This is a genomic window from Pantoea sp. Tr-811 (genome assembly GCF_011752535.1).
Classification (GTDB): Bacteria; Pseudomonadota; Gammaproteobacteria; order Pseudomonadales; family Pseudomonadaceae; genus Aquipseudomonas.
This window is the reverse complement of record NZ_VWXJ01000007.1, coordinates 91,302-114,594: the sequence shown is the minus strand read 5'-3', so window position 1 is coordinate 114,594 and position 23,293 is coordinate 91,302. Positions and strand designations below refer to the sequence as shown.

The window sequence follows — 23,293 nt, the reverse complement described above, 5'->3', positions numbered from 1 at the left end:
CTATCGGCGCGGGTTACTTGCGGTCTTTCAGCTCGACGATGTCGCGCTGCAGTTCGCCGGTGTACAGCTGGCGAGGGCGGCCGATCTTGTACGGGCTGGAGAGCATTTCTTTCCAGTGCGAGATCCAGCCCACGGTACGTGCCAGGGCGAAGATCACGGTGAACATGCTGGTTGGAATGCCGATCGCCTTCAGGATGATGCCCGAGTAGAAGTCGACGTTCGGGTACAGCGAGCGCTCGATGAAGTACGGGTCGGTCAGGGCGATCTCTTCCAGGCGCATGGCCAGTTCCAGCTGCGGATCGTTCTTGATGCCCAGCTCGCCCAGCACTTCGTCGCAGGTCTTCTTCATCACCGTGGCACGCGGGTCGCGGTTCTTGTAGACGCGGTGACCGAAGCCCATCAGCTTGAACGGGTCGTTCTTGTCCTTGGCCTTGGCGATGAACTTGTCGATGTTCGAGACATCGCCAATTTCATCGAGCATGGTCAGGACGGCCTCGTTGGCACCGCCGTGGGCAGGGCCCCACAGTGCGGCGATACCGGCGGCGATACAGGCGAACGGGTTGGCACCCGAAGAACCGGCCAGGCGCACGGTGGAGGTGGAGGCGTTCTGCTCGTGGTCGGCGTGGAGGATGAAGATCCGGTCCATTGCCTTGGCCAGCACCGGGCTGATCGGTTTGATCTCGCACGGGGTGTTGAACATCATGTGCAGGAAGTTTTCCGCGTACGACAGGTCGTTGCGCGGGTACATCATCGGCTGGCCCATGGAGTACTTGTAAACCATCGCGGCCAAGGTCGGCATCTTGGCGACCAGGCGCACCGCGGAAATCTCGCGGTGTTGCGGGTTATTGATGTCCAGGGAGTCGTGGTAGAACGCCGACAGGGCGCCGACCACGCCACACATCACCGCCATCGGGTGAGCGTCGCGGCGGAAACCGTTGAAGAACGACTTCAGCTGCTCGTGAACCATGGTGTGGTTCTTCACGGTGCTGACGAACTGGGCCTTCTGCTCGGCGTTCGGCAGTTCGCCGTTGAGCAGCAGGTAGCAGGTTTCCAGGTAGTCGGACTTCTCGGCGAGCTGTTCGATCGGGTAGCCGCGGTGCAGCAGCACGCCCTTGTCGCCATCGATGTAGGTGATCTTCGACTCGCACGAGGCGGTCGCCATGAAACCAGGGTCGAAGGTGAAGTGACCAGTGGCCCCCAACCCGCGGACGTCGATTACATCAGGACCAACGGTGCCGGTTAAAATGGGCAGCTCGACGGGGGCAGCGCCCTCGATGACCAACTGCGCTTTTTTGTCAGCCATGTGGCCTCCTATTAATGCTTGAAATCATCAGACAGCCCCCCACGCAGGGCCCGCACCACTATAGAGAAGTAAATTCGAATGTCAATTTGCCTAAAGGCTGCTTGAAAGCCCCTCTGAAGCCTGATTTTTCTGGAATTTCTTGCCCGTTTACGCTTTTTGCTGGCTAAAGGCAATGCGCTATTTGGGCTAGCCCGTCACGTTGTCATAAGCAGCCTAACTGTCTATACTCGGCAGCCGACTCCCAAGGGCTTTCCTGCCCTTATCAGGGGGTCGCGCTTCTTGGGTGGTGGGTACCTGACCAGTACACTAACCAACAACCTTGCCCTGTTCGCTAGGGCTCTTCAGTGTGAAAAAAGCCGTGAAAAGCCAACGACCTGTAAACCTAGACCTAAGGACCATCAAAGTCCCAATTACCGCTGTTACGTCATTTCTTCACCGCGTCTCCGGCATCATCGTCTTCCTTGGCCTGGGCATCATGCTGTTTGCGCTGAGCAAGTCGCTGGGCTCCGAGGAAGGCTTCGCCGACGTGAAGGATTACCTGACCAGCCCGCTGGCCAAGTTCGTAGCATGGGGCCTCCTGTCTGCCTTGCTGTACCACATGATCGCCGGTGTCCGTCACCTGATCATGGATATGGGTGTCGGTGAAACGCTTGAAGGCGGCCGACTGGGCTCGAAAATCATCGTCGCCCTTTCCCTGGTGGCGTTCGTCCTGGCAGGAGTCTGGATATGGTAACTAACGTCACAAACTTTTCCCGTTCGGGTCTTTATGACTGGATGGCGCAGCGCGTTTCCGCTGTCGTGCTCGCGGCTTATTTCATCTTCCTGATCGGCTACCTTGCGCTGCACCCTGGCATCGATTACGCCCAGTGGCATGCCCTGTTCTCCAACAATGTGATGCGTGTCTTCAGTCTGCTTGCCTTCGTTGCCCTGGGCGCTCACGCCTGGGTCGGCATGTGGACCGTCACCACTGACTACCTGACGCCTCTGGCGATCGGCAAGTCGGCGACGGCGGTACGTTTCCTTGCTCAGGCGGTATGCGGCGTTGCGATGTTCGCTTACTTCGTCTGGGGTGTGCAGATTCTCTGGGGTATCTGATCCATGGCTAGCATTCCAACCATTTCCTTCGACGCCATCATCATCGGTGGCGGCGGCGCCGGCATGCGCGCTGCGCTGCAGCTGGCACAAGGCGGTCACAAGACTGCCGTGGTCACCAAGGTGTTCCCGACCCGTTCGCACACAGTATCGGCCCAGGGTGGCATCACCTGCGCCATCGCTTCGGCCGACCCGAACGACGACTGGCGCTGGCACATGTACGATACCGTCAAGGGTTCCGACTACATCGGTGACCAGGACGCTATCGAATACATGTGTCAGGAAGGCCCGGCTGCGGTCTTCGAGCTGGACCACATGGGCCTGCCGTTCTCGCGTACCGAAACCGGTCGTATCTACCAGCGTCCGTTCGGCGGCCAGTCCAAGGACTTCGGTAAAGGTGGCCAGGCCGCCCGTACCTGCGCCGCTTCCGACCGTACCGGTCACGCGCTGCTGCACACCCTGTACCAGGGCAACCTGAAAGCCGGCACCACCTTCCTCAACGAATACTATGCCGTTGACCTGGTGAAGAACCAGGACGGCGCATTCGTAGGTGTGATCGCGATCTGCATCGAAACCGGCGAAACCCTGTACATCAAGTCCAAGGCCACCGTACTGGCCACGGGCGGTGCCGGCCGTATCTACGCCTCCACCACCAACGCCCTGATCAACACCGGTGACGGTATCGGCATGGCCCTGCGTGCAGGCGTGCCGGTGCAAGACATCGAGATGTGGCAGTTCCACCCAACCGGCATCGCCGGCGCCGGCGTACTGGTTACCGAAGGCTGCCGCGGTGAAGGTGGTTACCTGATCAACGCCCACGGCGAGCGCTTCATGGAGCGTTATGCGCCGAACGCGAAAGACCTGGCCGGCCGCGACGTGGTTGCCCGTTCCATGGTCAAGGAAATCATCGCCGGCAACGGCGTGGGCCCGAACAAGGACCACGTACTGCTGAAGCTGGACCACCTGGGCGAGGAAGTGCTGCACAGCCGCCTGCCAGGTATCTGCGAACTGTCCAAGACCTTCGCCCACGTCGACCCAGTGGTCGCGCCGGTGCCGGTCGTTCCAACCTGCCACTACATGATGGGCGGCGTTGCCACCAACATCCACGGCCAGGCCATCACCATGGACGCCGAAGGCAACGACCACATCATCCCAGGCCTGTTCGCCGTCGGTGAAGTGGCGTGCGTATCGGTTCACGGTGCCAACCGCCTGGGCGGCAACTCGCTGCTCGACCTGGTGGTGTTCGGCCGTGCTGCCGGCCTGCACCTGGAGAAGGCGCTGTCCGAAGGCGTGGAATACCGCGACGCCAGCGACACCGACGTCGATGTTGCCCTGAACCGCCTGAACAAGCTCAACGAGCGCACTTCCGGCGAAGACGTTGCCAGCCTCAAGCGTGAGCTGCAAAGCTGCATGCAGAACTACTTCGGTGTATTCCGTACTGGCGAATACATGCAGAAGGGTATCGAGCAACTGGCCGGCCTGCGTGACCGCATCGCCAACGTCAAGATCAACGACAAGTCCCAGGCCTTCAACACCGCGCGTATCGAAGCGCTGGAGCTGCAGAACCTGCTGGAAGTCGCCGAAGCTACCGCCATCGCGGCCGAAGCCCGTAAAGAGTCTCGCGGCGCCCACGCCCGTGAAGACTTCGAAGACCGTGACGACGAAAACTGGCTGTGCCACACCCTGTACTACCCGGGTGAGAAGCGCGTTGCCAAGCGCGGCGTCAACTTTGCGCCGAAGACAGTTCCTGCCTTCGAACCAAAAGTCCGGACTTACTAAGGGTGGCTGCTATGTTGAAAGTCGAAGTTTATCGTTACAACCCGGACACCGATTCGGCCCCCAAAATGGAGTCGTTCGACGTCGATACCGGCGGCAAGGACCTGATGGTGCTGGATGTATTGGCACTGATCAAGGAAAAGGACGAAGGTTTCTCGTACCGTCGCTCCTGCCGTGAAGGCGTTTGCGGTTCCGACGGCATGAACATGAACGGCAAGAACGGCCTGGCCTGCATCACCCCGCTGTCGGGTGTGGTGAAGAAGGGCAAGTTGGTGCTGCGTCCGCTGCCAGGCCTGCCGGTCATTCGTGACCTGGTGGTCGACATGAGCATCTTCTACAGGCAGTACGAGAAGGTGAAGCCATTCCTGCAGAACGACACCCCGGCCCCGGCTATCGAGCGCCTGCAATCGCCGGAAGACCGTGACAAGCTGGACGGCCTGTACGAGTGCATCCTGTGCGCCTGCTGCTCGACGTCCTGCCCATCGTTCTGGTGGAACCCTGACAAGTTCCTGGGCCCAGCGGCCCTGCTGCAGGCCTATCGCTTCCTGGCCGACAGCCGTGACACCAAGACCCAGGAGCGCCTGGCGTCCCTGGATGACCCGTTCAGCGTATTCCGCTGCCGCGGGATCATGAACTGCGTCAACGTTTGCCCGAAGGGTCTGAACCCAACCAAGGCAATCGGTCACGTACGTAACATGCTGCTGCAAAGCGGCACCTGATACAAAGTGTTGTACCTGCAGTAAGCCGAGGTGCGGGTGGTGAGCCCGCACTGAGGTAAAACCTGGGCAAGGGCCCACAAAGCCCGCGCTCGATACCTATGAAGATATGAGACCAGCAGGGGCTTTCCGGGCTGGTACCCGGAAAATCAGCAGGATCCAAGTGGCGTGGTTCAGTCGCTTTATTCGGACTTTTCCAGGTTTGCTGTGGCTCTCGCCGATCAGTCCCCTAACCGAGGGTGACCAAGCATGCAAGAAAGCGTGATGCAGCGCATGTGGGAAAGCGCCCACCTTTCAGGTGGTAACGCTGCATATGTGGAAGAGCTCTACGAGCTCTACCTGCACGACCCTAACGCTGTGCCAGAAGAGTGGCGCACTTACTTCCAGAAGTTGCCCGCCGACGGCAGCACCGCTACCGATGTATCGCACTCGACGATCCGCGACCATTTCGTATTGCTGGCAAAGAACCAGCGCCGCGCCCAACCGGTGTCCGCCGGGAGCGTGAGCACAGAACACGAGAAGAAGCAGGTTGAAGTTCTGCGACTGATCCAGGCCTATCGTATGCGCGGCCATCAGGCTGCCAAGCTCGACCCGTTGGGGTTGTGGCAGCGACCTGCGCCTGTAGACCTGTCGATCAATCACTACGGCTTGACCAATGCCGATCTTGATACGACCTTCCGTGCCGGCGACCTGTTCATCGGCAAAGAGGAGGCGAGCCTACGCGAGATCGTAGAGGCACTCCAGAAGACATATTGTCGCACCATTGGTGCCGAGTTCACCCACATCGTCGATTCCGAGCAGCGCAGCTGGTTCCAGCAGCGTCTGGAGAGCGTGCGCGGCCGTCCGGAATTCTCCGTCGACGTGCAGGCTCACCTGCTTGAGCGCGTGACCGCCGGTGAAGGCCTGGAAAAATACCTGGGCACCAAGTACCCGGGCACCAAGCGCTTCGGCCTGGAAGGTGGCGAAAGCCTGATCCCGATGCTGGACGAAATGATCCAGCGCTCGGGCTCCTATGGCACCAAGGAAGTCGTGATCGGCATGGCCCACCGTGGCCGCCTGAACGTGCTCGTCAACACCTTCGGCAAGAGCCCGCGCGAGCTGTTCGACGAGTTCGAAGGCAAGAAGATGAACGAGCTGGGCTCCGGTGACGTGAAGTATCACCAGGGCTTCTCCTCCAACGTGATGACCTCCGGTGGCGAAGTTCACCTGGCCATGGCATTCAACCCCTCCCACCTGGAAATCGTCTCGCCAGTGGTGGAAGGTTCGGTTCGTGCCCGCCAGGACCGTCGCAACGACACCGTTGGCGACAAGGTGCTGCCGATCTCGATCCACGGCGACGCAGCCTTCGCCGGCCAGGGCGTGGTCATGGAAACCTTCCAGATGTCGCAGACCCGCGGTTTCAAGACCGGCGGCACCGTGCACATCGTGATCAACAACCAGGTCGGTTTCACCATCAGCAACCCGCTGGACTCGCGCTCCACCGAGTACGCCACCGACGTTGCCAAGATGATTCAGGCGCCGATCCTGCACGTCAATGGCGACGACCCGGAAGCCGTGCTGTTCGTGACCCAGCTGGCCGTCGACTACCGCATGCAGTTCAAGCGTGACGTGGTCATCGACCTGGTCTGCTACCGTCGCCGCGGCCACAACGAGGCCGACGAGCCGAACGGCACCCAGCCGCTGATGTACCAGCAGATCACCAAGCAGCGCACCACCCGCGAGCTGTACGCCGAGTCGCTGATCCAGGCTGGCCGCATCGATGCCGAGCGCGCCCAGGCCAAGATCGACGAGTACCGCAATGCGCTGGACAACGGCCTGCACGTGGTGAAAAGCCTGGTCAAGGAGCCGAACCGCGAGCTGTTCGTCGACTGGCGTCCGTACCTGGGCCATGCCTGGACCGCGCGTCACGACACCCGCTTCGACCTCAAGACCCTGCAAGACCTGTCGGCCAAGCTGCTGGAGCTGCCGGAAGGCTTCGTCGTTCAGCGCCAGGTCGCGAAGATCTACGAAGATCGCCAGAAGATGCAAGCCGGTGGCTTGCCGATCAACTGGGGTTATGCAGAAACCATGGCCTACGCCACCCTGCAGTTCGAAGGTCACCCGATCCGCATGACCGGCCAGGACATCGGCCGTGGCACCTTCTCGCACCGTCACGCGGTGCTGCACAACCAGAAGGACGCCAGCACCTACGTACCGCTGAAGAACCTGTTCCCGGGCCAGCCGAAGTTCGAACTGTACGACTCCTTCCTTTCGGAAGAAGCGGTACTGGCCTTCGAATACGGCTACTCCACCACCACGCCGAACGCGCTGGTGATCTGGGAAGCCCAGTTCGGCGACTTCGCCAACGGTGCGCAAGTGGTGATCGACCAGTTCATCACCAGCGGCGAGCACAAGTGGGGCCGCCTGTGCGGTCTGACCATGCTGCTGCCACACGGCTATGAAGGGCAGGGGCCGGAGCACTCCTCCGCGCGTCTGGAGCGTTACCTGCAGCTGTGCGCCGAGCACAACATCCAGGTCTGCGTACCGACCACCCCGGCACAGATCTACCACCTGCTGCGTCGTCAGGTCATTCGTCCGCTGCGCAAGCCGCTGATCGTGCTGACGCCCAAGTCGCTGCTGCGCCACAAGCTGGCCATCTCGACCCTGGAAGACCTGGCAGAAGGCTCGTTCCAGACCGTGATCCCGGAAATCGACGCGATCGATCCGGCCAAGGTCGAGCGCCTGGTCCTGTGCAGCGGCAAGGTCTACTACGACCTGCTGGAAAAACGCCGTGCCGAAGGCCGCGAAGACATCGCGATCCTGCGTCTGGAGCAGCTGTACCCGTTCCCGGAAGACGACCTGGTCGAAATCCTGGCGCAATACAGCAACCTCAAGCACGCCGTATGGTGCCAGGAAGAACCGATGAACCAGGGCGCCTGGTACAGCAGCCAGCACCACATGCGCCGTATCCTGGGCCGCCACAACAAGGCGCTGGTCCTGGAATACGCCGGCCGCGACGCATCTGCCGCGCCCGCTTGTGGTTACGCTTCGAAGCACGCCGAACAGCAGGAAAAACTGCTGCAAGACGCCTTCACTGTCTAACGCCTTCGCGCACCTGAAACCGAATTTAAGGAAACACAGATAATGGCTATCGAGATCAAAGCCCCAACCTTCCCGGAATCGGTTGCCGACGGCACCGTTGCCACCTGGCACAAGCAGCCGGGCGAAGCCGTCAAGCGTGACGAGCTGATCGTCGACATCGAAACCGACAAGGTCGTCCTGGAAGTGCTGGCCACTGCCGACGGCGTGCTGGGCGCGATCGTCAAGGGCGAGGGCGACACCGTCCTGTCCGACGAAGTACTGGGCTCGATCGTTGAAGGTGGCGCTGCCGCTGCTGCCCCTGCCGCCGCACCGGCCGCTGCTGCCCCGGCTGCCGCTGCCGCCGACGCTGGCGAAGACGACCCGGTCGCTGCCCCAGCCGCACGCAAGCTGGCTGAAGAAAACGGCATCGACCTGGCCACCGTTGCCGGCACCGGCAAGGGCGGTCGCATCACCAAGGAAGACGTCGTCGCTGCCGTCGCCAACAAGAAGTCGGCGCCTGCACCGGTTGCCAAGCCTGCCGCTGCCGCTGCTGCTGCCCCAGTTGTGGTCGCCGCCGGCGACCGCACCGAGAAGCGCGTGCCGATGACCCGCCTGCGCGCCAAGATCGCCGAGCGCCTGGTCGAAGCCCAGTCGAACATGGCCATGCTGACCACCTTCAACGAAGTGGACATGACCGAAGTCATGGCCCTGCGTTCGAAGTACAAGGACCTGTTCGAGAAGACCCACAACGGCGTACGCCTGGGCTTCATGTCGTTCTTCGTCAAGGCTGCCACCGAAGCCCTGAAGCGCTTCCCGGCGGTCAACGCCTCGATCGATGGCAACGACATCGTCTACCACGGCTATGCCGACGTCGGCGTTGCCGTGTCCAGCGACCGTGGCCTGGTGGTTCCGGTTCTGCGTAACGCCGAGTCGATGAGCCTGGCTGAAATCGAGAACGGCATCGCCACCTTCGGCAAGAAGGCCCGTGACGGCAAGCTGGCCATCGAAGAGATGACCGGTGGCACCTTCACCATCACCAACGGCGGCACCTTCGGTTCGATGATGTCGACCCCGATCGTCAACCCGCCGCAGGCCGCGATCCTCGGCATGCACAACATCATCCAGCGCCCGATGGCCATCAATGGCCAAGTGGTGATTCGCCCGATGATGTACCTGGCGCTGTCGTACGATCACCGCCTGATCGATGGCAAGGAAGCGGTAACCTTCCTGGTCACCATCAAGAACCTGCTGGAAGATCCGTCTCGCCTGCTGCTGGACATCTAACCCTCTGGCTGCGTACCGTGCCGGGCCTGGCTTCGCGAGAAGCCATGCCGCGCGGTCCGCGGCTTGTAGCTTGTAGCTGATAAGGAATCTTTTATGACCCAGAAATTCGACGTAGTGGTAATTGGTGCAGGTCCTGGCGGCTATGTGGCTGCCATCAAGGCCGCACAACTTGGTCTGAAGACTGCCTGTATCGAGAAGTACACCGACGCCGAGGGCAAGCTGGCCCTGGGCGGCACCTGCCTGAACGTAGGTTGCATCCCCTCCAAGGCGCTGCTGGACAGCTCCTGGAAGTACAAGGAAGCCAAAGAGAGCTTCAACGTCCACGGCATTTCCACTGGCGAAGTGAAAATGGACGTGGCCGCGATGGTTGGCCGCAAGGCTGGCATCGTCAAGAACCTGACCGGTGGCGTTGCCACCCTGTTCAAGGCCAACGGCGTGACCTCGATCCAGGGCCACGGCAAGCTGCTGGCTGGCAAGAAAGTCGAAGTCACCAAGGCTGATGGCACCACCGAAGTCATCGAAGCCGAGAACGTGATCCTGGCTTCCGGCTCGCGCCCAATCGACATTCCGCCGGCTCCGGTCGACCAGAACGTCATCGTCGACTCCACTGGCGCCCTGGAATTCCAATCGGTACCCAAGCGCCTGGGCGTGATCGGCGCTGGCGTGATCGGCCTGGAACTGGGCTCGGTATGGGCTCGCCTGGGTGCTGAAGTCACCGTCCTGGAAGCCCTGGACACCTTCCTGATGGCTGCCGACACCGCGGTGTCGAAAGAAGCCCAGAAGACCCTGACCAAGCAAGGCCTGGACATCAAGCTGGGTGCGCGCGTCACGGGCTCGAAAGTCAACGGCAACGAAGTCGAAGTGACCTACACCAACGCCGAAGGCGAGCAGAAGATCACCTTCGACAAGCTGATCGTCGCGGTTGGCCGTCGCCCGGTGACCACCGACCTGCTGGCTGCCGACAGCGGTGTGAACATCGACGAACGTGGCTACATCTTCGTTGATGACTACTGCGCCACCAGCGTGCCGGGCGTGTACGCCATCGGCGACGTGGTACGCGGCATGATGCTGGCCCACAAGGCCTCGGAAGAGGGCATCATGGTCGTCGAGCGCATCAAGGGCCACAAGGCCCAGATGAACTACGACCTGATCCCATCGGTTATCTACACCCACCCGGAAATCGCTTGGGTCGGCAAGACCGAACAAGCCTTGAAGGCCGAGGGTGTTGAGGTTAACGTAGGCACCTTCCCGTTCGCGGCCAGCGGCCGTGCGATGGCAGCCAACGACACCGGTGGTTTCGTCAAGGTCATCGCCGACGCCAAGACCGACCGCGTCCTGGGTGTGCACGTGATTGGCCCGTCCGCTGCCGAACTGGTACAGCAGGGCGCAATCGCAATGGAATTCGGCACCAGTGCCGAGGACCTGGGCATGATGGTCTTCAGCCATCCAACCCTGTCCGAAGCGCTGCATGAAGCAGCGCTGGCAGTGAATGGCGGCGCCATTCACGTAGCCAACCGTAAGAAGCGTTAATTATAAGAAACCACGGCGGGCTGCCCGTCGTGAGTCTTGCGTGCATGACTCACCGCGGAACGTCCGCCGGACTGAACCACATGGGATAACCCGGGGTTAACGGTCACAGGTGGTGCGGCGCCAGCAATGGCGCAGCGCCGAAGCGCAGTACCTAACGAAGACGGTAAAAAGCATGAATCTTCACGAGTATCAGGGTAAGCAGCTGTTCGCTGAATACGGCCTGCCAGTTTCCAAGGGTTTCGCAGTCGATACCCCTGAGCAAGCTGCAGAAGCCTGCGACAAGATTGGCGGTTCCGAGTGGGTTGTCAAAGCCCAGGTTCACGCCGGTGGTCGCGGCAAAGCGGGCGGCGTCAAGCTGGTTCGCAGCAAGGAAGACGCCAAGGCGTTCGCTGCACAGTGGTTGGGCAAGAATCTGGTTACCTACCAGACTGATGCCAACGGTCAACCCGTCTCCAAGATTCTGGTCGAATCCTGCACTGACATCGCCAAAGAGCTGTACCTGGGCGCTGTAGTGGACCGCTCGAGCCGCCGTATCGTGTTCATGGCCTCCACCGAAGGTGGCGTGGACATCGAGAAAGTCGCTCACGAAACACCTGAGAAGATCCTCAAGGCCACCATCGACCCGCTGGTCGGCGCTCAGCCGTTCCAGGGCCGTGAGCTGGCGTTCCAGCTGGGCCTGGAAGGCAAGCAAGTTCAACAGTTCGCCAAGATCTTCGTTGGCCTGGCCAAGCTGTTCAAGGATCACGACCTGGCCCTGCTGGAAGTGAACCCGCTGGTGATCAAGGCCGATGGCGACCTGCACTGCCTCGATGCCAAGATCAACATCGACGCCAACGCCATGTACCGTCAGCCTAAGCTGAAAACCTTCCACGACCCGTCGCAGGACGACGCCCGTGAAGCCCACGCTGCCAAGTTCGAACTGAACTACGTTGCCCTGGAAGGCAACATCGGCTGCATGGTCAACGGTGCCGGCCTGGCCATGGGTACCATGGACATCGTCAACCTGCACGGCGGCAAGCCAGCCAACTTCCTCGACGTGGGCGGCGGTGCTACCAAAGAGCGCGTTACCGAAGCGTTCAAGATCATTCTGTCCGACAGCAATGTCGCGGCCGTTCTGGTCAACATCTTCGGCGGCATCGTTCGCTGCGACATGATTGCCGAAGGCATCATCGGTGCAGTGAAAGAAGTCGGCGTTAAAGTTCCGGTTGTGGTTCGCCTCGAAGGCAACAACGCCGAACTGGGCGCTAAAGTACTGGCAGAAAGCGGTTTGAACATCATTGCGGCCACCAGCCTGACCGACGCTGCTCAACAAGTTGTCAAAGCTGCGGAGGGCAAGTAATGAGCGTTCTGATCAATAAAGATACCAAAGTCATCTGCCAGGGCTTCACCGGCTCGCAGGGTACTTTCCACTCCGAACAAGCCATCGCCTACGGCACCAAGATGGTCGGCGGCGTAACCCCGGGCAAGGGTGGCACTACCCACCTGGGCCTGCCAGTGTTCAACACTGTCAAGGAAGCCGTGGAAGCTACCGGCGCTGACGCTTCGGTCATCTACGTTCCGGCTCCTTTCTGCAAGGACTCGATCCTGGAAGCGGCCTTCGGCGGCATCAAGCTGATCGTCTGCATCACCGAAGGCATTCCTACCCTGGACATGCTGGATGCCAAGGTCAAGTGCGACGAGCTGGGCGTGACCCTGATCGGCCCTAACTGCCCAGGTGTCATCACCCCGGGCGAGTGCAAGATCGGCATCATGCCAGGCCACATCCACCTGCCAGGCAAGGTCGGTATCGTTTCGCGTTCCGGCACCCTGACCTACGAAGCGGTCAAGCAGACCACCGACGCCGGCTTCGGCCAGTCGACCTGCGTGGGCATCGGTGGCGACCCGATCCCAGGCTCCAACTTCATCGACATCCTGAAGCTGTTCCAGGAAGACCCGAAGACCGAAGCGATCGTCATGATCGGTGAGATCGGCGGTTCGGCTGAAGAAGAAGCGGCGGCCTACATCAAGGCTAACGTGACCAAGCCAGTGGTTTCCTACATCGCTGGTGTTACCGCACCTGCGGGCAAGCGCATGGGCCACGCTGGCGCCATCATCTCCGGCGGCAAAGGCACTGCGGACGAGAAGTTCGCTGCGCTGCAGGACGCCGGTGTGAAGACCGTGCGTTCCCTGGCTGACATCGGCAAGGCCCTGGCCGAGCTGACTGGCTGGGAAGCCAAGAAGTAATTTAGCGACACCCCCCACGCGCACAGAGGCCACCTTCGGGTGGCCTTTGTCGTTTCAGGGATTCGGGTATTAACCCACCTGGTAGGAGCGAGCGTAGCTCGCGATGGGGCTGCAGAGCAGCCCCGGCATCATGTGCTGCGAAGCTGAAACCCCTGGGCCGCTGCGCGCCCCATCGCGAGCTACGCTCGCTCCTACCAGGTTGGCGCACGCCCCTTGGATATGGGTTACGCAAAGAGGGTTGTCGAGGCAGCAAAGATTTTTCGATAGGTTTAATAGGGATTTTCACACAGACAAATGTTTCAGTCCGAGGATAATTCCTACTGTCTTCGGTCATACAGACGACAAACATGTACGCACATCGGACAAGCAGCACTGTGCCAGTGCGTTTACCGGGTAAAACGGTTAATCTACGCGTTCACTCTGTGCCCGTACCCCAAAAGGGAACGACACGCTAAACGGGTCTGGCCTATCAAGCCGGGCAGCATTTCCCTCACCCATGGGGAAATCCCCTCTCGAATCCCGATTTCAGCAGTGTGGTACTACCCTAAATGAAAGTTCTCAAAGGCCAGGATATCCTGGCGCTTGGCTTTATGACGTTTGCGCTTTTCGTAGGCGCCGGCAACATTATCTTCCCGCCTATCGTTGGCCTGCAGTCTGGCCCGCACGTATGGATGGCGGCCCTGGGCTTCCTGGTTACCGCCGTGGGCCTGCCGGTCATCACCGTGGTCGCTCTGGCCAAGGTCGGTGGCGGCATGGACGCGCTGAGCAGCCCGATCGGCAAGTTCTTCGGCGGCCTGCTGGCGGCTGTGTGCTACCTGTCGGTCGGCCCGCTGTTCGCCACCCCGCGTACGGCAACCGTGTCGTTCGAAGTGGGCGTTGCGCCGCTGACCGGTGAAAGCCCGATTGCGCTGTTCATCTACAGCCTGGTGTATTTCGCCGTGGTACTGGCCGTGTCCATGTACCCAGGCAAGCTGCTCGACACCGTCGGCCGCTTCCTCGCGCCGCTGAAGATCATCGCCCTGGCGGTGCTGGGCATCGCTGCCTTCGCGCTGCCGGCCGGAACCATTGGTGAAGCGCAGCCGGCCTATGCCGCCGCCGCCTTCTCCAAGGGCTTCTCCGACGGCTACCTGACCATGGACACCCTGGGTGCCCTGGTGTTCGGCATCGTGATCGTCAACGCCATCCGCTCGCGCGGCGTGGAGTCGCCGAAGTTGATTACCCGCTACGCCATCATCGCCGGCCTGATCGCCGGTGTAGGCCTGGCCCTGGTGTACATCAGCCTGTTCCGCCTGGGTGCCGGCAGCCACGAGATCGCCGCCAACGCCACCAACGGCGCCGCCGTGCTGCACGCCTACGTGCAACACACCTTCGGCTCCCTGGGCAGCGGTTTCCTCGCCGTGCTGATCGCCCTGGCGTGCCTGGTGACCGCGGTGGGCCTGACCTGCGCCTGCGCCGAGTATTTCAGCCAGATCCTGCCGCTGTCGTACCGCGCCCTGGTGGTGATTCTGGCCGGCTTCTCGCTGCTGATCTCCAACCTGGGCCTGACCAAGCTGATCATGTTCTCGATTCCGGTGCTCACCGCCATCTACCCGCCGTGCATCGTGGTGGTGGGCCTGAGCTTCGTGAAGGAACTGTGGAACTCGCCGACCCGCATCCTGGCGCCGGTGATGCTGGTGTCGCTGGTGTTCGGCATGGTCGACGCGATCAAGGGCAGCAGCATTGCCCACGTACTGCCAGACTTCATGGCCCACCTGCCGCTGAGCGACCAGGGCCTGGCCTGGCTGGTGCCGTCGGTGGTAACGCTGGTTGGCGCCGTGGCATGCGATCGCATGCTCGGCAAGCCGCGTGAGGCGTTAGCCTGATGGCATGATGTTGAAGCCTGAGGGCGGCACCGGCCACAAGCCGAAGGGTGCTCGCCAAGGGTGGAAACGCGAAGGCCCCGTGTCCGAGAGGATGCGGGGTTTTTTATTGCCTGTGTGGGCCTCTTCGCGGGGCAAGCCCGCTCCTACAAGGGTATTGCACGCATTTTGTAGGAGCGGGTTTACCCCGCGAAGAGGCCTGCACGAATTGTGCAATTTTCACAGTAAACCCTGTGCCTTTTGCCACTGGCCAGCGTCGAACCCCGGACTCTATTCTTTGTGCACCTGGCCCCTGCGGAACCCTGCATGAACTTTATCCAAAGCAACCTCCACAACCTCCTGGCCGTCTGCTGGTTCGCCCTCTGCTGGGGCGGCTACACCCGTTATGCCATCTGGAAGGGCCGCGACACCGCGTGCCTGGCCAGCGTGCTGCACCTGTACCGGGAAGACTGGATGCGCCGCATGCTGCTGCGCGACAACCGCATCGCCGACGCCAGCGTGATCGGCAACCTTGAACGCAACGCCTCGTTCTTCGCCTCCAGTACCCTGATTATCCTGGCCGGCATCCTTACCGTGCTCGGCGCCTCGGACCGCGCCCTGTCGCTGCTGGCCGACCTGCCCCTGGTGCAGCAGGCCTCCCAGGGCATGTCGGAAATCAAGCTGCTGTGCCTGGCGATGGTGTTCGTCTACGCCTTCTTTACCTTCAGTTGGTGCATGCGCCAGTACAACTTCGCCGCCGTGCTGGTCGGTTCGGCGCCGATGATCGGCGAACGCCTGGTCAATGAACTGGAGCGCAAGGCATTCGCCTCGCGCGCAGCGCGGGTGTTGTCGCTGGCGGCCAACCAGTTCAACTTTGGCCTGCGCTCGTATTACTTCGGCATGGCCATGCTGACCTGGTTCATCAGCCCCTGGTTGTTCATGGTGATGAGCGTGGGCGTGGTGTTGGTTCTTTATCGCCGTGAGTTTCATTCCGATGTGCTGGACGTGATGGTATTCACGCCCACGGAAAGTGCCCCGACCGATGTCCCTAGGGAAAGTTCCAGTGCAAGTAACTGAAACGTTTAATCGATAAAACACAGGCACAAAAAAACCCGACAAGCGTCGGGTTTTTTTGTATTGGCTTATTACTGCTTGGCAGGTTCGGCCGGGGTAGCAGGCGCGGTTTCCGGCGCCGGCGTTGCCGGGGCGGCTTCTTCCGCTGCCTTCTGCTCGGCTTCGGCCTGATCTTTGGCGGCTTCGGCGTTTTCCTTGGCGGCGTCGTTCATTTTATCCTGAGCTTCGCCCATCTTTTCCTGGGCTTGCTCGGCATGTTTCTGTGCGTCCTGGGCTTTGTATTCGCTCGCTTTATCGCAAGCAGCCAGGCCCATGGCAGCAGCCAGCATCAGAGCAAAAGCAAAAGGTTTACGCATGGGGTTGTTTCTCCTTGGTGGAATAACTGAGTTGTTCCTTCGAGTTCAGCCATGGCGGATAAGTTCCACGGCAGTTACAGATATATAACACCGCGTTCTATATAGACTTTTTACGGGTTTTATGCCGTTTCGGCAGTGAGCAGGGAAACTGTGTATGAACGACTCGAACTTGCAGGCCATGGCCGAACGTTTCCTGGGGGCGTTGAAGCATTGCCAGGTGTTGCAGATGCGCGTGGCCCAGGCCGATGCCCAAGGCATCACCCTGGAGCTGCCCTGGTCACCCTCGATTGTCGGTAACCCGCAAACCGGCGCGGTGCACGGCGGCGCGTTGACCACGCTGATGGACACCACCTGCGGCATGGCCACCCTGTGCGTGCTGCCGCGCTTCGAAGTGTGCCCGACCCTGGACCTGCGCATCGACTACATGCACCCGGCCGAGGCCGGCAAGCCCATCTTCGGCCATGCCCAGTGCTATCGGGTGACCCGCGACGTGATTTTCACCCGCGGCAGCGCCTACCAGGACGACCCCGAGCAGCCGATCTGCCAGGTGGTGGGCACCTTCATGCGCCTGGGCCACGACATCCAGGGTGGGATTCGTTTCGGCAACAGCCTGAAGGAGGGCAAGGCATGATCCCTGAAGAGGTTCGCCAGCAACTGAGCGCCGCCCATGCAGCCGGAGACTACCGCCCCCTGCTGGCACTGATCCCCTATGCCGGGCTGATCGGCATCGAGTGCCAGCGCCAGGATGACGACCTGCTGTTCCGCCTGCCGGCCAGCGCCGACAACATCGGCAACCCGTTGCTGCCGGCCATCCACGGCGGCGTTATTGCGGGTTTCATGGAGCTTTCGGCGGCGCTGTACCTGCTGATCTACAGCGAAAGCATGAGCATCCCCAAGATCATCGATTTCTCCATCGACTACCTGCGCGCCGGGCACGTTCGCGACACCTACGCCCAGTGCCAGCTGTGGCGCCAGGGCCGGCGCGTGACCAACGTGGCGATCACCGCCTGGCAGGGTGATCGCCAGGCGCCGATCGCCACTGCCCGTGCGCATTTCAAGATCGAGCCGCAAAAGCCCTTGAAATCGTCTGGGCAGCCCCCATCTGCATGACATCCGCCGTTAAAGCAGGCCATGTCGGCCGCCAGGCGCCACTGCCATCAGATCGGAGTTTTGAAGACCATGAGTGTGGAGACTCAAAAAGAAACGCTGGGCTTCCAGACCGAGGTGAAGCAACTGCTGCACCTCATGATCCATTCGCTGTACTCGAACAAGGAGATCTTCCTGCGTGAGCTGGTCTCCAACGCCTCCGACGCCGCCGACAAGCTGCGTTTCGAGGCCCTGGCCAAGCCAGAGCTGTTCGAGGACGATGCCGACCTGAAGATCCGCCTGAGCTTCGACAAGGACGCCGGTACCGTGACCCTTGAGGACAACGGCATCGGCATGAGCCGCGAAGACGTCATTGCCCACCTGGGCACCATCGCCAAGTCCGGCACCGCCGACTTCATGAAGAACCTCACCGGTGACCAGAAGAAGGACTCGCACCTGATCGGCCAGTTCGGCGTGGGCTTCTACTCGGCATTCATCGTCGCCGACAAGGTCGACGTCTACAGCCGTCGCGCCGGCCAGCCGGCTGCCGAAGGCGTGCACTGGTCGTCCAAGGGCGAGGGCGAATTCGAAGTCGCCACGATCGACAAGCCGCAGCGCGGCACCCGCATCGTCCTGCACCTGAAAAAGGACGAGCTGGAGTTCGCCGATGGCTGGCGCCTGCGCAATGTGGTGAAGAAGTACTCCGACCACATCGCCCTGCCGATCGAACTGCCCAAGGAACAGGCCGAGGCCGCCGAAGGTGAAGAAGCCCCGGCGCAGGAATGGGAAACCGTCAACCGTGCCAGCGCCCTGTGGACCCGCTCGCGTTCCGAGGTGAAGGACGAGGAGTACCAGGAGTTCTACAAGCACATCGGCCATGACTTCGAGAACCCGCTGGCCTGGAGCCACAACAAGGTCGAAGGCAAGCTGGAGTACAACTCGCTGCTGTACGTGCCGGCCCGTGCGCCGTTCGACCTGTACCAGCGCGAAGCGCCACGCGGCCTGAAGCTGTATGTGCAGCGCGTGTTCATCATGGACCAGGCCGAGTCGTTCCTGCCGCTGTACCTGCGCTTCATCAAGGGTGTGGTCGACTCCAACGACCTGTCGCTGAACGTGTCTCGCGAAATTCTGCAGAAAGACCCGATCATCGATTCGATGAAGACCGCGCTGACCAAGCGCGTGCTGGACATGCTGGAGAAGCTGGCGAAGAACGAGCCTGAGCAATACAAAGGCTTCTGGAAAAACTTCGGCCAGGTGCTGAAGGAAGGCCCGGCTGAAGATTTCGCCAACAAGGAGAAGATCGCCGGCCTGCTGCGCTTCGCCTCCACCCAGGACGATAGCGGCGAGCAGAGCGTCGCCCTGGCCGACTACCTGGCCCGCGCCAAGGAAGGCCAGGACAAGATCTACTACCTCACCGGCGAGTCGTACGCGCAGGTCAAGAACAGCCCGCACCTGGAAGTCTTCCGCAAGAAAGGCATCGAGGTGCTGCTGCTGACCGACCGCATCGACGAGTGGCTGATGAGCTACCTCAACGAGTTCGATGGCAAGGCCTTCGTCGACGTCGCCCGTGGCGATCTGGACCTGGGCAAGCTGGACTCCGAAGAGGACAAGAAAGCCCAGGAAGAAGTCGCCAAGGACAAGGAAGGCCTGGTCGAGCGTCTGAAAGCGGCGCTGGGTGACAGCGTTGCCGAAGTGCGCGTGTCGCACCGCCTGACCGACTCGCCGGCCATCCTCGCCATCGGCGAACAGGACCTGGGCCTGCAAATGCGCCAGATCCTCGAAGCCAGCGGGCAGAAGGTGCCGGACTCCAAGCCGATCTTCGAATTCAACCCGACTCACCCGTTGATCGAGAAGCTGGACCACGAGCAGAGCGAAGACCGCTTCGCCGAGCTGTCGCACATTCTCTTCGATCAGGCCGCACTGGCGGCCGGTGACAGCCTGAAAGACCCTGCTGCCTACGTTCGTCGCCTGAACAAGCTGCTGGTCGAGCTGTCTGCTTGAGTTGATGCAAAGGAAAGCCCGCTTCGGCGGGCTTTTTTCATGGCGGGCTTTTTAAGAAAAAGTGCCTAAGGAGTGCTTGATGAGCAAAGTAATCGTCGAATCGCTGGTCTATCACCTGTCCGGCAAGACCTATGAAAGCCGCCTGGTGTACGAGCCCGGCGCGCTGAGCCGCCCGGGGCTGGTGATGGCACCGAACTGGATGGGCATTGGCGAAGGCGCCGAGCGCATCGCCAAGGAAGTGGCCGAGAAAGGTTATGTGGTGCTGATTGCCGACCTGTACGGGCAATCGGTGCGGCCGTCCAGCGCCGAAGAAGCCGGGGCGGCGATGATGCCGTTGAAAAACGACCGCGGCGAACTGCGCAAGCGCATGCAGGAAGCCCTGTCGCAGCTGTTGGGCCAGTCCAAGGCGCTGCTGGAGCCTGGCCAGGTGGCGGCGTTCGGTTTCTGCTTCGGTGGCTGCTGCGCCCTGGAGTTGGCGCGTACCGGCGCCGACCTGAAGGCTGCGGTGTCGTTCCACGGCACGCTGGATACGCCGAACCCTGAGGATGCCAAGCGCATCAAGGGCTCTGTGCTGGTACTGCACGGCGCCTCGGACCCGTTGGTGCCCCAGGAGCAATTGCCGGCGTTTGAAGCTGAGATGAACGCGGCCAAGGTGGACTGGCAGTTGGTGAGCTACGGTGGCGCGGTGCATTCGTTCACCGACCCGCATGCCAATGTGCCGGGCAAGATGCAGTATGACCGCCGCACCTCGGAGCGGGCATTCCGGGCCATGCATAACCTGCTGAGCGACGTGTTCCCGCGTTGAGATCGCAGGGGGCCGCTTTGCGGCCCATTCGCTGTGTAGGAGCGGGCTTGCCCCGCGATGGGCCGCAATGCGGCCCCACGCTCAGCGAGGCAACTCGATCCTCGCCGTTTCCCCCGGCACCCGAGGCCAATCCCCCGCCGCCCACCGTACCCGCGCCCGTTCGATCAGCTGCGGGTCGCTGGCCACGAAATTCCAGTTCATCCGCCGCGGCCCATCCAGTGGCGCCCCGCCAATCAGCACCAGCTGGCTCTGTTCTTCGGCATACAGCGTCACCTCCTCGCCCTCAGGCAGCACCACCAGGCTGCACGCCTCGACGGGCTCATCGCCCATCAGCAATTCACCATCGAGCAGGTACAGCGCCCGCTGTGCATGTTCGGCCGGCACCATCAGGGTGGTTGCTGCCTGCATCTGCACCTGCGCATACAGGGTAGGGGAGAGTACTGGCACCGGTGACTGCAGGCAGAAGCCGGTGCCGGCAATCATGCAGATCCGCACCCCCAGGCTGTCGCTGACCGGCAAGCTCGCTGCCGGGTGATGGCTGTAGTGCGGCTCACCCTGTTCCAGTGCCTGCGGCGACGCCAGCCACACCTGTAGCCCATGCAAGCGCGAGCCGTGGGCCAGGGCGTCGGCGGGGGTGCGCTCGACATGCGCCACACCTCGCCCGGCGGTCATCCAGCTCACGTCCCCAGGCAGCACGCGCTGCTCCGAGCCCAGGCTGTCCTTGTGCAATATCGCCCCTTCGAACAGGTAGGTCAGGGTCGACAGGCCGATATGCGGGTGTTGGCGGATGTCCATGCCATGGCCCGGGGCGTAGTCGGTTTCCAGCATATGGTCGAAGAACACGAACGGGCCAACGCTGCGGCACTGCGCCGAGGGCAGCGGGCGCAAGATCGGCTGCCCCTCCACCGATTCGGCGCGTGGGCGGATGACCAGGGGGCTGCTCATGGTGGGCTCCGGGCAGGGCAGGGTAGGCAAACAGCATAGCGCGTCGCCAAACATTGCTGAACCGCTGTGCAGGCAATATTGCCCGCAAGCGCGCCGCGATCCCCTGTAGGAGCGGGCTTGCCCCGCGAACACCGGCGAAGCCGGTGCCATGCACCGCGCCGCCTGCTTCGCGGGGCAAGCCCGCTCCTACAGAAATATCCGTTAAATCAGATAGTTATGATTTGTTCCATAGAAGCGGCTTGCCGCGAAGCAGGCGACGCGGTGGCTGGCGCCGGTACAAGCAACACCAACAAAAACGCCCCGAACCAGTCGGGGCGTTTTCAGTTACCGCAGCAGCGCCTTACTTGCCTTCCCAGCGCTTGAGCACCAGGGTGGCGTTGGTGCCGCCGAAGCCGAAGCTGTTGCTCATCACGGTGGTGAGCTTGGCGTCTTCGGTCTTGCGCACGATCGGCAGGTCCGCAACTTCCGGGTCCAGCTCGTCGATGTTGGCGGAGCCGGCGATGAAGTTGTTTTCCATCATCAGCAGGCAGTAGATCGCCTCGTGCACGCCCGCGGCGCCCAGCGAGTGGCCCGACAGGCTCTTGGTCGAGCTGATCTTCGGTGCCTTGGCGCCGAACACTTCGCGCACGCCCTTCATCTCGGCTACGTCGCCCACCGGCGTCGAGGTGCCGTGGGTGTTCAGATAGTCGATCGGGGTGTCGACGGTGGACAGCGCCTGCTGCATGCAGCGGATGGCGCCTTCGCCGCTCGGGGCGACCATGTCGTAGCCGTCGGAGGTTGCGCCGTAGCCGACGATTTCGGCGTAGATCTTCGCGCCACGGGCCAGGGCGTGTTCGAGTTCCTCGACCACTACCATGCCGCCGCCGCCAGCGATCACGAAGCCGTCACGGTCGGCGTCGTAGGCACGCGAGGCCAGTTCCGGGGTTTCGTTGCGCTTGGTCGACAGGGCGCCCATGGCATCGAACAGGAACGACTGGCTCCAGTGCTCTTCTTCACCGCCACCGGCGAAGACGATGTCCTGCTTGCCCCACTGGATCTGCTCCAGGGCGGTGCCGATGCAGTGCGCGGAAGTGGCGCAGGCCGACGAGATCGAGTAGTTGATACCCTTGATCTTGAACGGCGTGGCCAGGCAAGCCGACACGGTGCTGCCCATGGTGCGGGTGACGCGGTACGGGCCAACGCGCTTGACGCCTTTCTCGCGCAGGGTGTCCAGCGCTTCCATCTGGTTCAGGGTCGAGGCGCCGCCGGAACCTGCCACCAGGCCGGTACGCGGGTTGGAGATCTGCTCTTCGGTCAGGCCGGAATCCTTGATCGCGTCCTGCATCGCCAGGTAGGCGTAGGCAGCGGCGTGGCCGACGAAGCGGTAGACCTTGCGGTCGATCAATTCTTCGAGGTTGAGGTCGATGGACCCGGAAACCTGGCTACGCAGCCCCATTTCCTTGTATTCCGGGTTGTAGCGGATACCCGGACGGCTGTTGCGCAGGTTTTCGGTGACGGTAGCTTTGTCATTGCCCAGGCACGATACGATGCCCAGACCAGTGATAACGACGCGGCGCATGCGAATAACCCTTAGAAATTGTCAGTGGAGGTGAACACGCCGACCCGCAGGCCTTCGGCGGTGTAGATCTCGCGGCCGTCGACGCTGACCGAGCCATCGGCGATGGCCATGTTCAGCTTGCCCTTCAGGACGCGCTTGATGTGAATGTTGTAGGTGACGGTCTTGGCGGTAGGCAGTACCTGGCCGAAGAACTTCACTTCGCCCGAGCCCAGCGCGCGGCCACGGCCTGGCAGGCCCTGCCAACCGAGGAAGAAACCGACCAGCTGCCACATGGCGTCGAGGCCCAGGCAGCCTGGCATGACCGGGTCGCCTTCGAAATGGCAGGCGAAGAACCACAGGTCCGGGGTGATATCCAGCTCGGCGACCAATTCACCTTTGCCGTACTTGCCGCCTTCTTCGCTGATGTGGGTGATGCGATCGACCATCAGCATGTTCGGCGCGGGCAGTTGCGCATTACCTGGGCCGAACAGCTCACCGCGACTGCAGCGCAGCAGGTCTTCCCGAGTAAAGGCGTGTTGTTTGGTCATGCGAGCTCCTCAATAACCCCCTGTGGCAGGGGATGAATCTTCCCGTCCGGCCCGAGATGAGTCCAGGGCGGCAGCCTACAGGTAGACTATTGCGTTGTGGTGAAAGTCACAGTGCACCT

Annotated in this window: 20 protein-coding genes; 15 read left to right on the top strand and 5 right to left on the bottom strand. The window is 61.7% G+C overall.

Going from position 1 to position 23,293, the window contains the following annotated elements:
• Positions 1-13: 13 nt before the first annotated feature.
• Entirely contained in the window at positions 14-1,303 is a 1,290-nt protein-coding gene (gltA, locus tag F3J44_RS12730; protein WP_167070337.1) for a citrate synthase, read from the bottom strand.
• Positions 1,304-1,649: 346 nt separating this feature from the next.
• Between gltA and sdhC the strand changes: the two genes are divergently transcribed.
• The 11 genes from sdhC (at position 1,650) to F3J44_RS12675 (ending at position 15,899) form a co-directional block, all read left to right on the top strand.
• The gene (gene sdhC / locus F3J44_RS12725) at positions 1,650-2,036 is read left to right on the top strand and encodes a succinate dehydrogenase, cytochrome b556 subunit (protein ID WP_370526739.1); all 387 of its coding nucleotides are present in this window, start codon (positions 1,650-1,652) and stop codon (positions 2,034-2,036) included.
• Positions 2,030-2,398 carry a succinate dehydrogenase, hydrophobic membrane anchor protein gene (sdhD, locus tag F3J44_RS12720; protein WP_167272835.1) on the top strand — a complete coding sequence of 123 codons (369 nt, stop codon included), beginning with the start codon at positions 2,030-2,032 and terminating at the stop codon, positions 2,396-2,398. Before sdhC ends, sdhD begins: the two co-directional genes overlap by 7 nt.
• 3 nt (positions 2,399-2,401) lie before the next feature.
• Entirely contained in the window at positions 2,402-4,174 is a 1,773-nt protein-coding gene (gene sdhA / locus F3J44_RS12715; protein WP_167070333.1) for a succinate dehydrogenase flavoprotein subunit, read from the top strand.
• A gap of 11 nt (positions 4,175-4,185) precedes the next feature.
• Entirely contained in the window at positions 4,186-4,890 is a 705-nt protein-coding gene (locus F3J44_RS12710) for a succinate dehydrogenase iron-sulfur subunit (RefSeq protein ID WP_167272832.1), read from the top strand.
• A gap of 246 nt (positions 4,891-5,136) precedes the next feature.
• Positions 5,137-7,968, top strand: coding sequence for a 2-oxoglutarate dehydrogenase E1 component (locus F3J44_RS12705; protein WP_167070329.1), 2,832 nt, complete (start codon positions 5,137-5,139; stop codon positions 7,966-7,968).
• A 42-nt stretch (positions 7,969-8,010) separates the two neighbouring features.
• Positions 8,011-9,231, top strand: a complete 1,221-nt coding sequence (gene odhB, locus F3J44_RS12700; RefSeq protein WP_167272829.1) for a 2-oxoglutarate dehydrogenase complex dihydrolipoyllysine-residue succinyltransferase — start codon at positions 8,011-8,013, stop codon at positions 9,229-9,231.
• A gap of 93 nt (positions 9,232-9,324) precedes the next feature.
• Complete coding sequence (gene lpdA / locus F3J44_RS12695; RefSeq protein WP_167070325.1) at positions 9,325-10,761, top strand: dihydrolipoyl dehydrogenase; 1,437 nt, start codon at positions 9,325-9,327, stop codon at positions 10,759-10,761.
• 172 nt (positions 10,762-10,933) lie between these two features.
• Entirely contained in the window at positions 10,934-12,100 is a 1,167-nt protein-coding gene (gene sucC / locus F3J44_RS12690; protein ID WP_011534748.1) for an ADP-forming succinate--CoA ligase subunit beta, read from the top strand.
• Entirely contained in the window at positions 12,100-12,984 is an 885-nt protein-coding gene (sucD, locus tag F3J44_RS12685; protein WP_016393102.1) for a succinate--CoA ligase subunit alpha, read from the top strand. The genes sucC and sucD overlap by 1 nt, the downstream gene beginning before the upstream one ends.
• Positions 12,985-13,532: 548 nt before the next feature.
• On the top strand, positions 13,533-14,846 hold the full coding sequence (brnQ, locus tag F3J44_RS12680; protein WP_167272827.1) for a branched-chain amino acid transport system II carrier protein: 1,314 nt from the start codon (positions 13,533-13,535) through the stop codon (positions 14,844-14,846).
• 303 nt (positions 14,847-15,149) lie between these two features.
• A complete protein-coding gene (locus F3J44_RS12675) occupies positions 15,150-15,899 on the top strand; it encodes a DUF599 domain-containing protein (protein ID WP_167272824.1) in 750 nt (249 codons plus the stop codon).
• Positions 15,900-15,967: 68 nt separating this feature from the next.
• Here the strand turns inward: F3J44_RS12675 and F3J44_RS12670 are convergent, their stop codons facing one another.
• A complete protein-coding gene (locus F3J44_RS12670; RefSeq protein ID WP_167272821.1) occupies positions 15,968-16,252 on the bottom strand; it encodes a hypothetical protein in 285 nt (94 codons plus the stop codon).
• Positions 16,253-16,406: 154 nt separating this feature from the next.
• On the opposite strand from F3J44_RS12670, the gene F3J44_RS12665 reads away from it, so the two are divergent.
• From F3J44_RS12665 to F3J44_RS12650, 4 genes are all read left to right on the top strand, one after another.
• Entirely contained in the window at positions 16,407-16,883 is a 477-nt protein-coding gene (locus tag F3J44_RS12665) for a PaaI family thioesterase (RefSeq protein ID WP_167272819.1), read from the top strand.
• Positions 16,880-17,362, top strand: coding sequence for a PaaI family thioesterase (locus tag F3J44_RS12660; RefSeq protein ID WP_167272816.1), 483 nt, complete (start codon positions 16,880-16,882; stop codon positions 17,360-17,362). Before F3J44_RS12665 ends, F3J44_RS12660 begins: the two co-directional genes overlap by 4 nt.
• A 69-nt stretch (positions 17,363-17,431) precedes the next feature.
• Complete coding sequence (htpG, locus tag F3J44_RS12655) at positions 17,432-19,339, top strand: molecular chaperone HtpG (protein WP_167067171.1); 1,908 nt, start codon at positions 17,432-17,434, stop codon at positions 19,337-19,339.
• Between the two features lie 79 nt (positions 19,340-19,418).
• Entirely contained in the window at positions 19,419-20,144 is a 726-nt protein-coding gene (locus tag F3J44_RS12650; protein WP_167067174.1) for a dienelactone hydrolase family protein, read from the top strand.
• Between the two features lie 81 nt (positions 20,145-20,225).
• On the opposite strand, the gene F3J44_RS12645 is transcribed toward F3J44_RS12650, so the two are convergent.
• The 3 genes from F3J44_RS12645 to fabA form a co-directional block, all read right to left on the bottom strand.
• On the bottom strand, positions 20,226-21,089 hold the full coding sequence (locus tag F3J44_RS12645) for a pirin family protein (RefSeq protein ID WP_167272812.1): 864 nt from the start codon (positions 21,087-21,089) through the stop codon (positions 20,226-20,228).
• Between the two features lie 340 nt (positions 21,090-21,429).
• Positions 21,430-22,647: a beta-ketoacyl-ACP synthase I gene (fabB, locus tag F3J44_RS12640; RefSeq protein WP_167067179.1), complete on the bottom strand. Its 1,218-nt coding sequence runs from the start codon at positions 22,645-22,647 to the stop codon at positions 21,430-21,432.
• Positions 22,648-22,658: 11 nt separating this feature from the next.
• Entirely contained in the window at positions 22,659-23,174 is a 516-nt protein-coding gene (gene fabA, locus F3J44_RS12635; protein ID WP_054899906.1) for a 3-hydroxyacyl-[acyl-carrier-protein] dehydratase FabA, read from the bottom strand.
• Between the last annotated feature and the right edge of the window lie 119 nt (positions 23,175-23,293).

Coding starts and splice junctions, on each gene's coding strand:
- gltA (WP_167070337.1), bottom strand. CDS start 1,303: ATGGCTGACAAAAAAGCGCAGTTGGTCATCGAGGGCGCTGCCCCCGTC.
- sdhD (WP_167272835.1), top strand. CDS start 2,030: ATGGTAACTAACGTCACAAACTTTTCCCGTTCGGGTCTTTATGACTGG.
- sdhA (WP_167070333.1), top strand. CDS start 2,402: ATGGCTAGCATTCCAACCATTTCCTTCGACGCCATCATCATCGGTGGC.
- F3J44_RS12710 (WP_167272832.1), top strand. CDS start 4,186: ATGTTGAAAGTCGAAGTTTATCGTTACAACCCGGACACCGATTCGGCC.
- F3J44_RS12705 (WP_167070329.1), top strand. CDS start 5,137: ATGCAAGAAAGCGTGATGCAGCGCATGTGGGAAAGCGCCCACCTTTCA.
- odhB (WP_167272829.1), top strand. CDS start 8,011: ATGGCTATCGAGATCAAAGCCCCAACCTTCCCGGAATCGGTTGCCGAC.
- lpdA (WP_167070325.1), top strand. CDS start 9,325: ATGACCCAGAAATTCGACGTAGTGGTAATTGGTGCAGGTCCTGGCGGC.
- sucC (WP_011534748.1), top strand. CDS start 10,934: ATGAATCTTCACGAGTATCAGGGTAAGCAGCTGTTCGCTGAATACGGC.
- sucD (WP_016393102.1), top strand. CDS start 12,100: ATGAGCGTTCTGATCAATAAAGATACCAAAGTCATCTGCCAGGGCTTC.
- brnQ (WP_167272827.1), top strand. CDS start 13,533: ATGAAAGTTCTCAAAGGCCAGGATATCCTGGCGCTTGGCTTTATGACG.
- F3J44_RS12675 (WP_167272824.1), top strand. CDS start 15,150: ATGAACTTTATCCAAAGCAACCTCCACAACCTCCTGGCCGTCTGCTGG.
- F3J44_RS12670 (WP_167272821.1), bottom strand. CDS start 16,252: ATGCGTAAACCTTTTGCTTTTGCTCTGATGCTGGCTGCTGCCATGGGC.
- F3J44_RS12665 (WP_167272819.1), top strand. CDS start 16,407: ATGAACGACTCGAACTTGCAGGCCATGGCCGAACGTTTCCTGGGGGCG.
- F3J44_RS12660 (WP_167272816.1), top strand. CDS start 16,880: ATGATCCCTGAAGAGGTTCGCCAGCAACTGAGCGCCGCCCATGCAGCC.
- htpG (WP_167067171.1), top strand. CDS start 17,432: ATGAGTGTGGAGACTCAAAAAGAAACGCTGGGCTTCCAGACCGAGGTG.
- F3J44_RS12650 (WP_167067174.1), top strand. CDS start 19,419: ATGAGCAAAGTAATCGTCGAATCGCTGGTCTATCACCTGTCCGGCAAG.
- F3J44_RS12645 (WP_167272812.1), bottom strand. CDS start 21,089: ATGAGCAGCCCCCTGGTCATCCGCCCACGCGCCGAATCGGTGGAGGGG.
- fabB (WP_167067179.1), bottom strand. CDS start 22,647: ATGCGCCGCGTCGTTATCACTGGTCTGGGCATCGTATCGTGCCTGGGC.
- fabA (WP_054899906.1), bottom strand. CDS start 23,174: ATGACCAAACAACACGCCTTTACTCGGGAAGACCTGCTGCGCTGCAGT.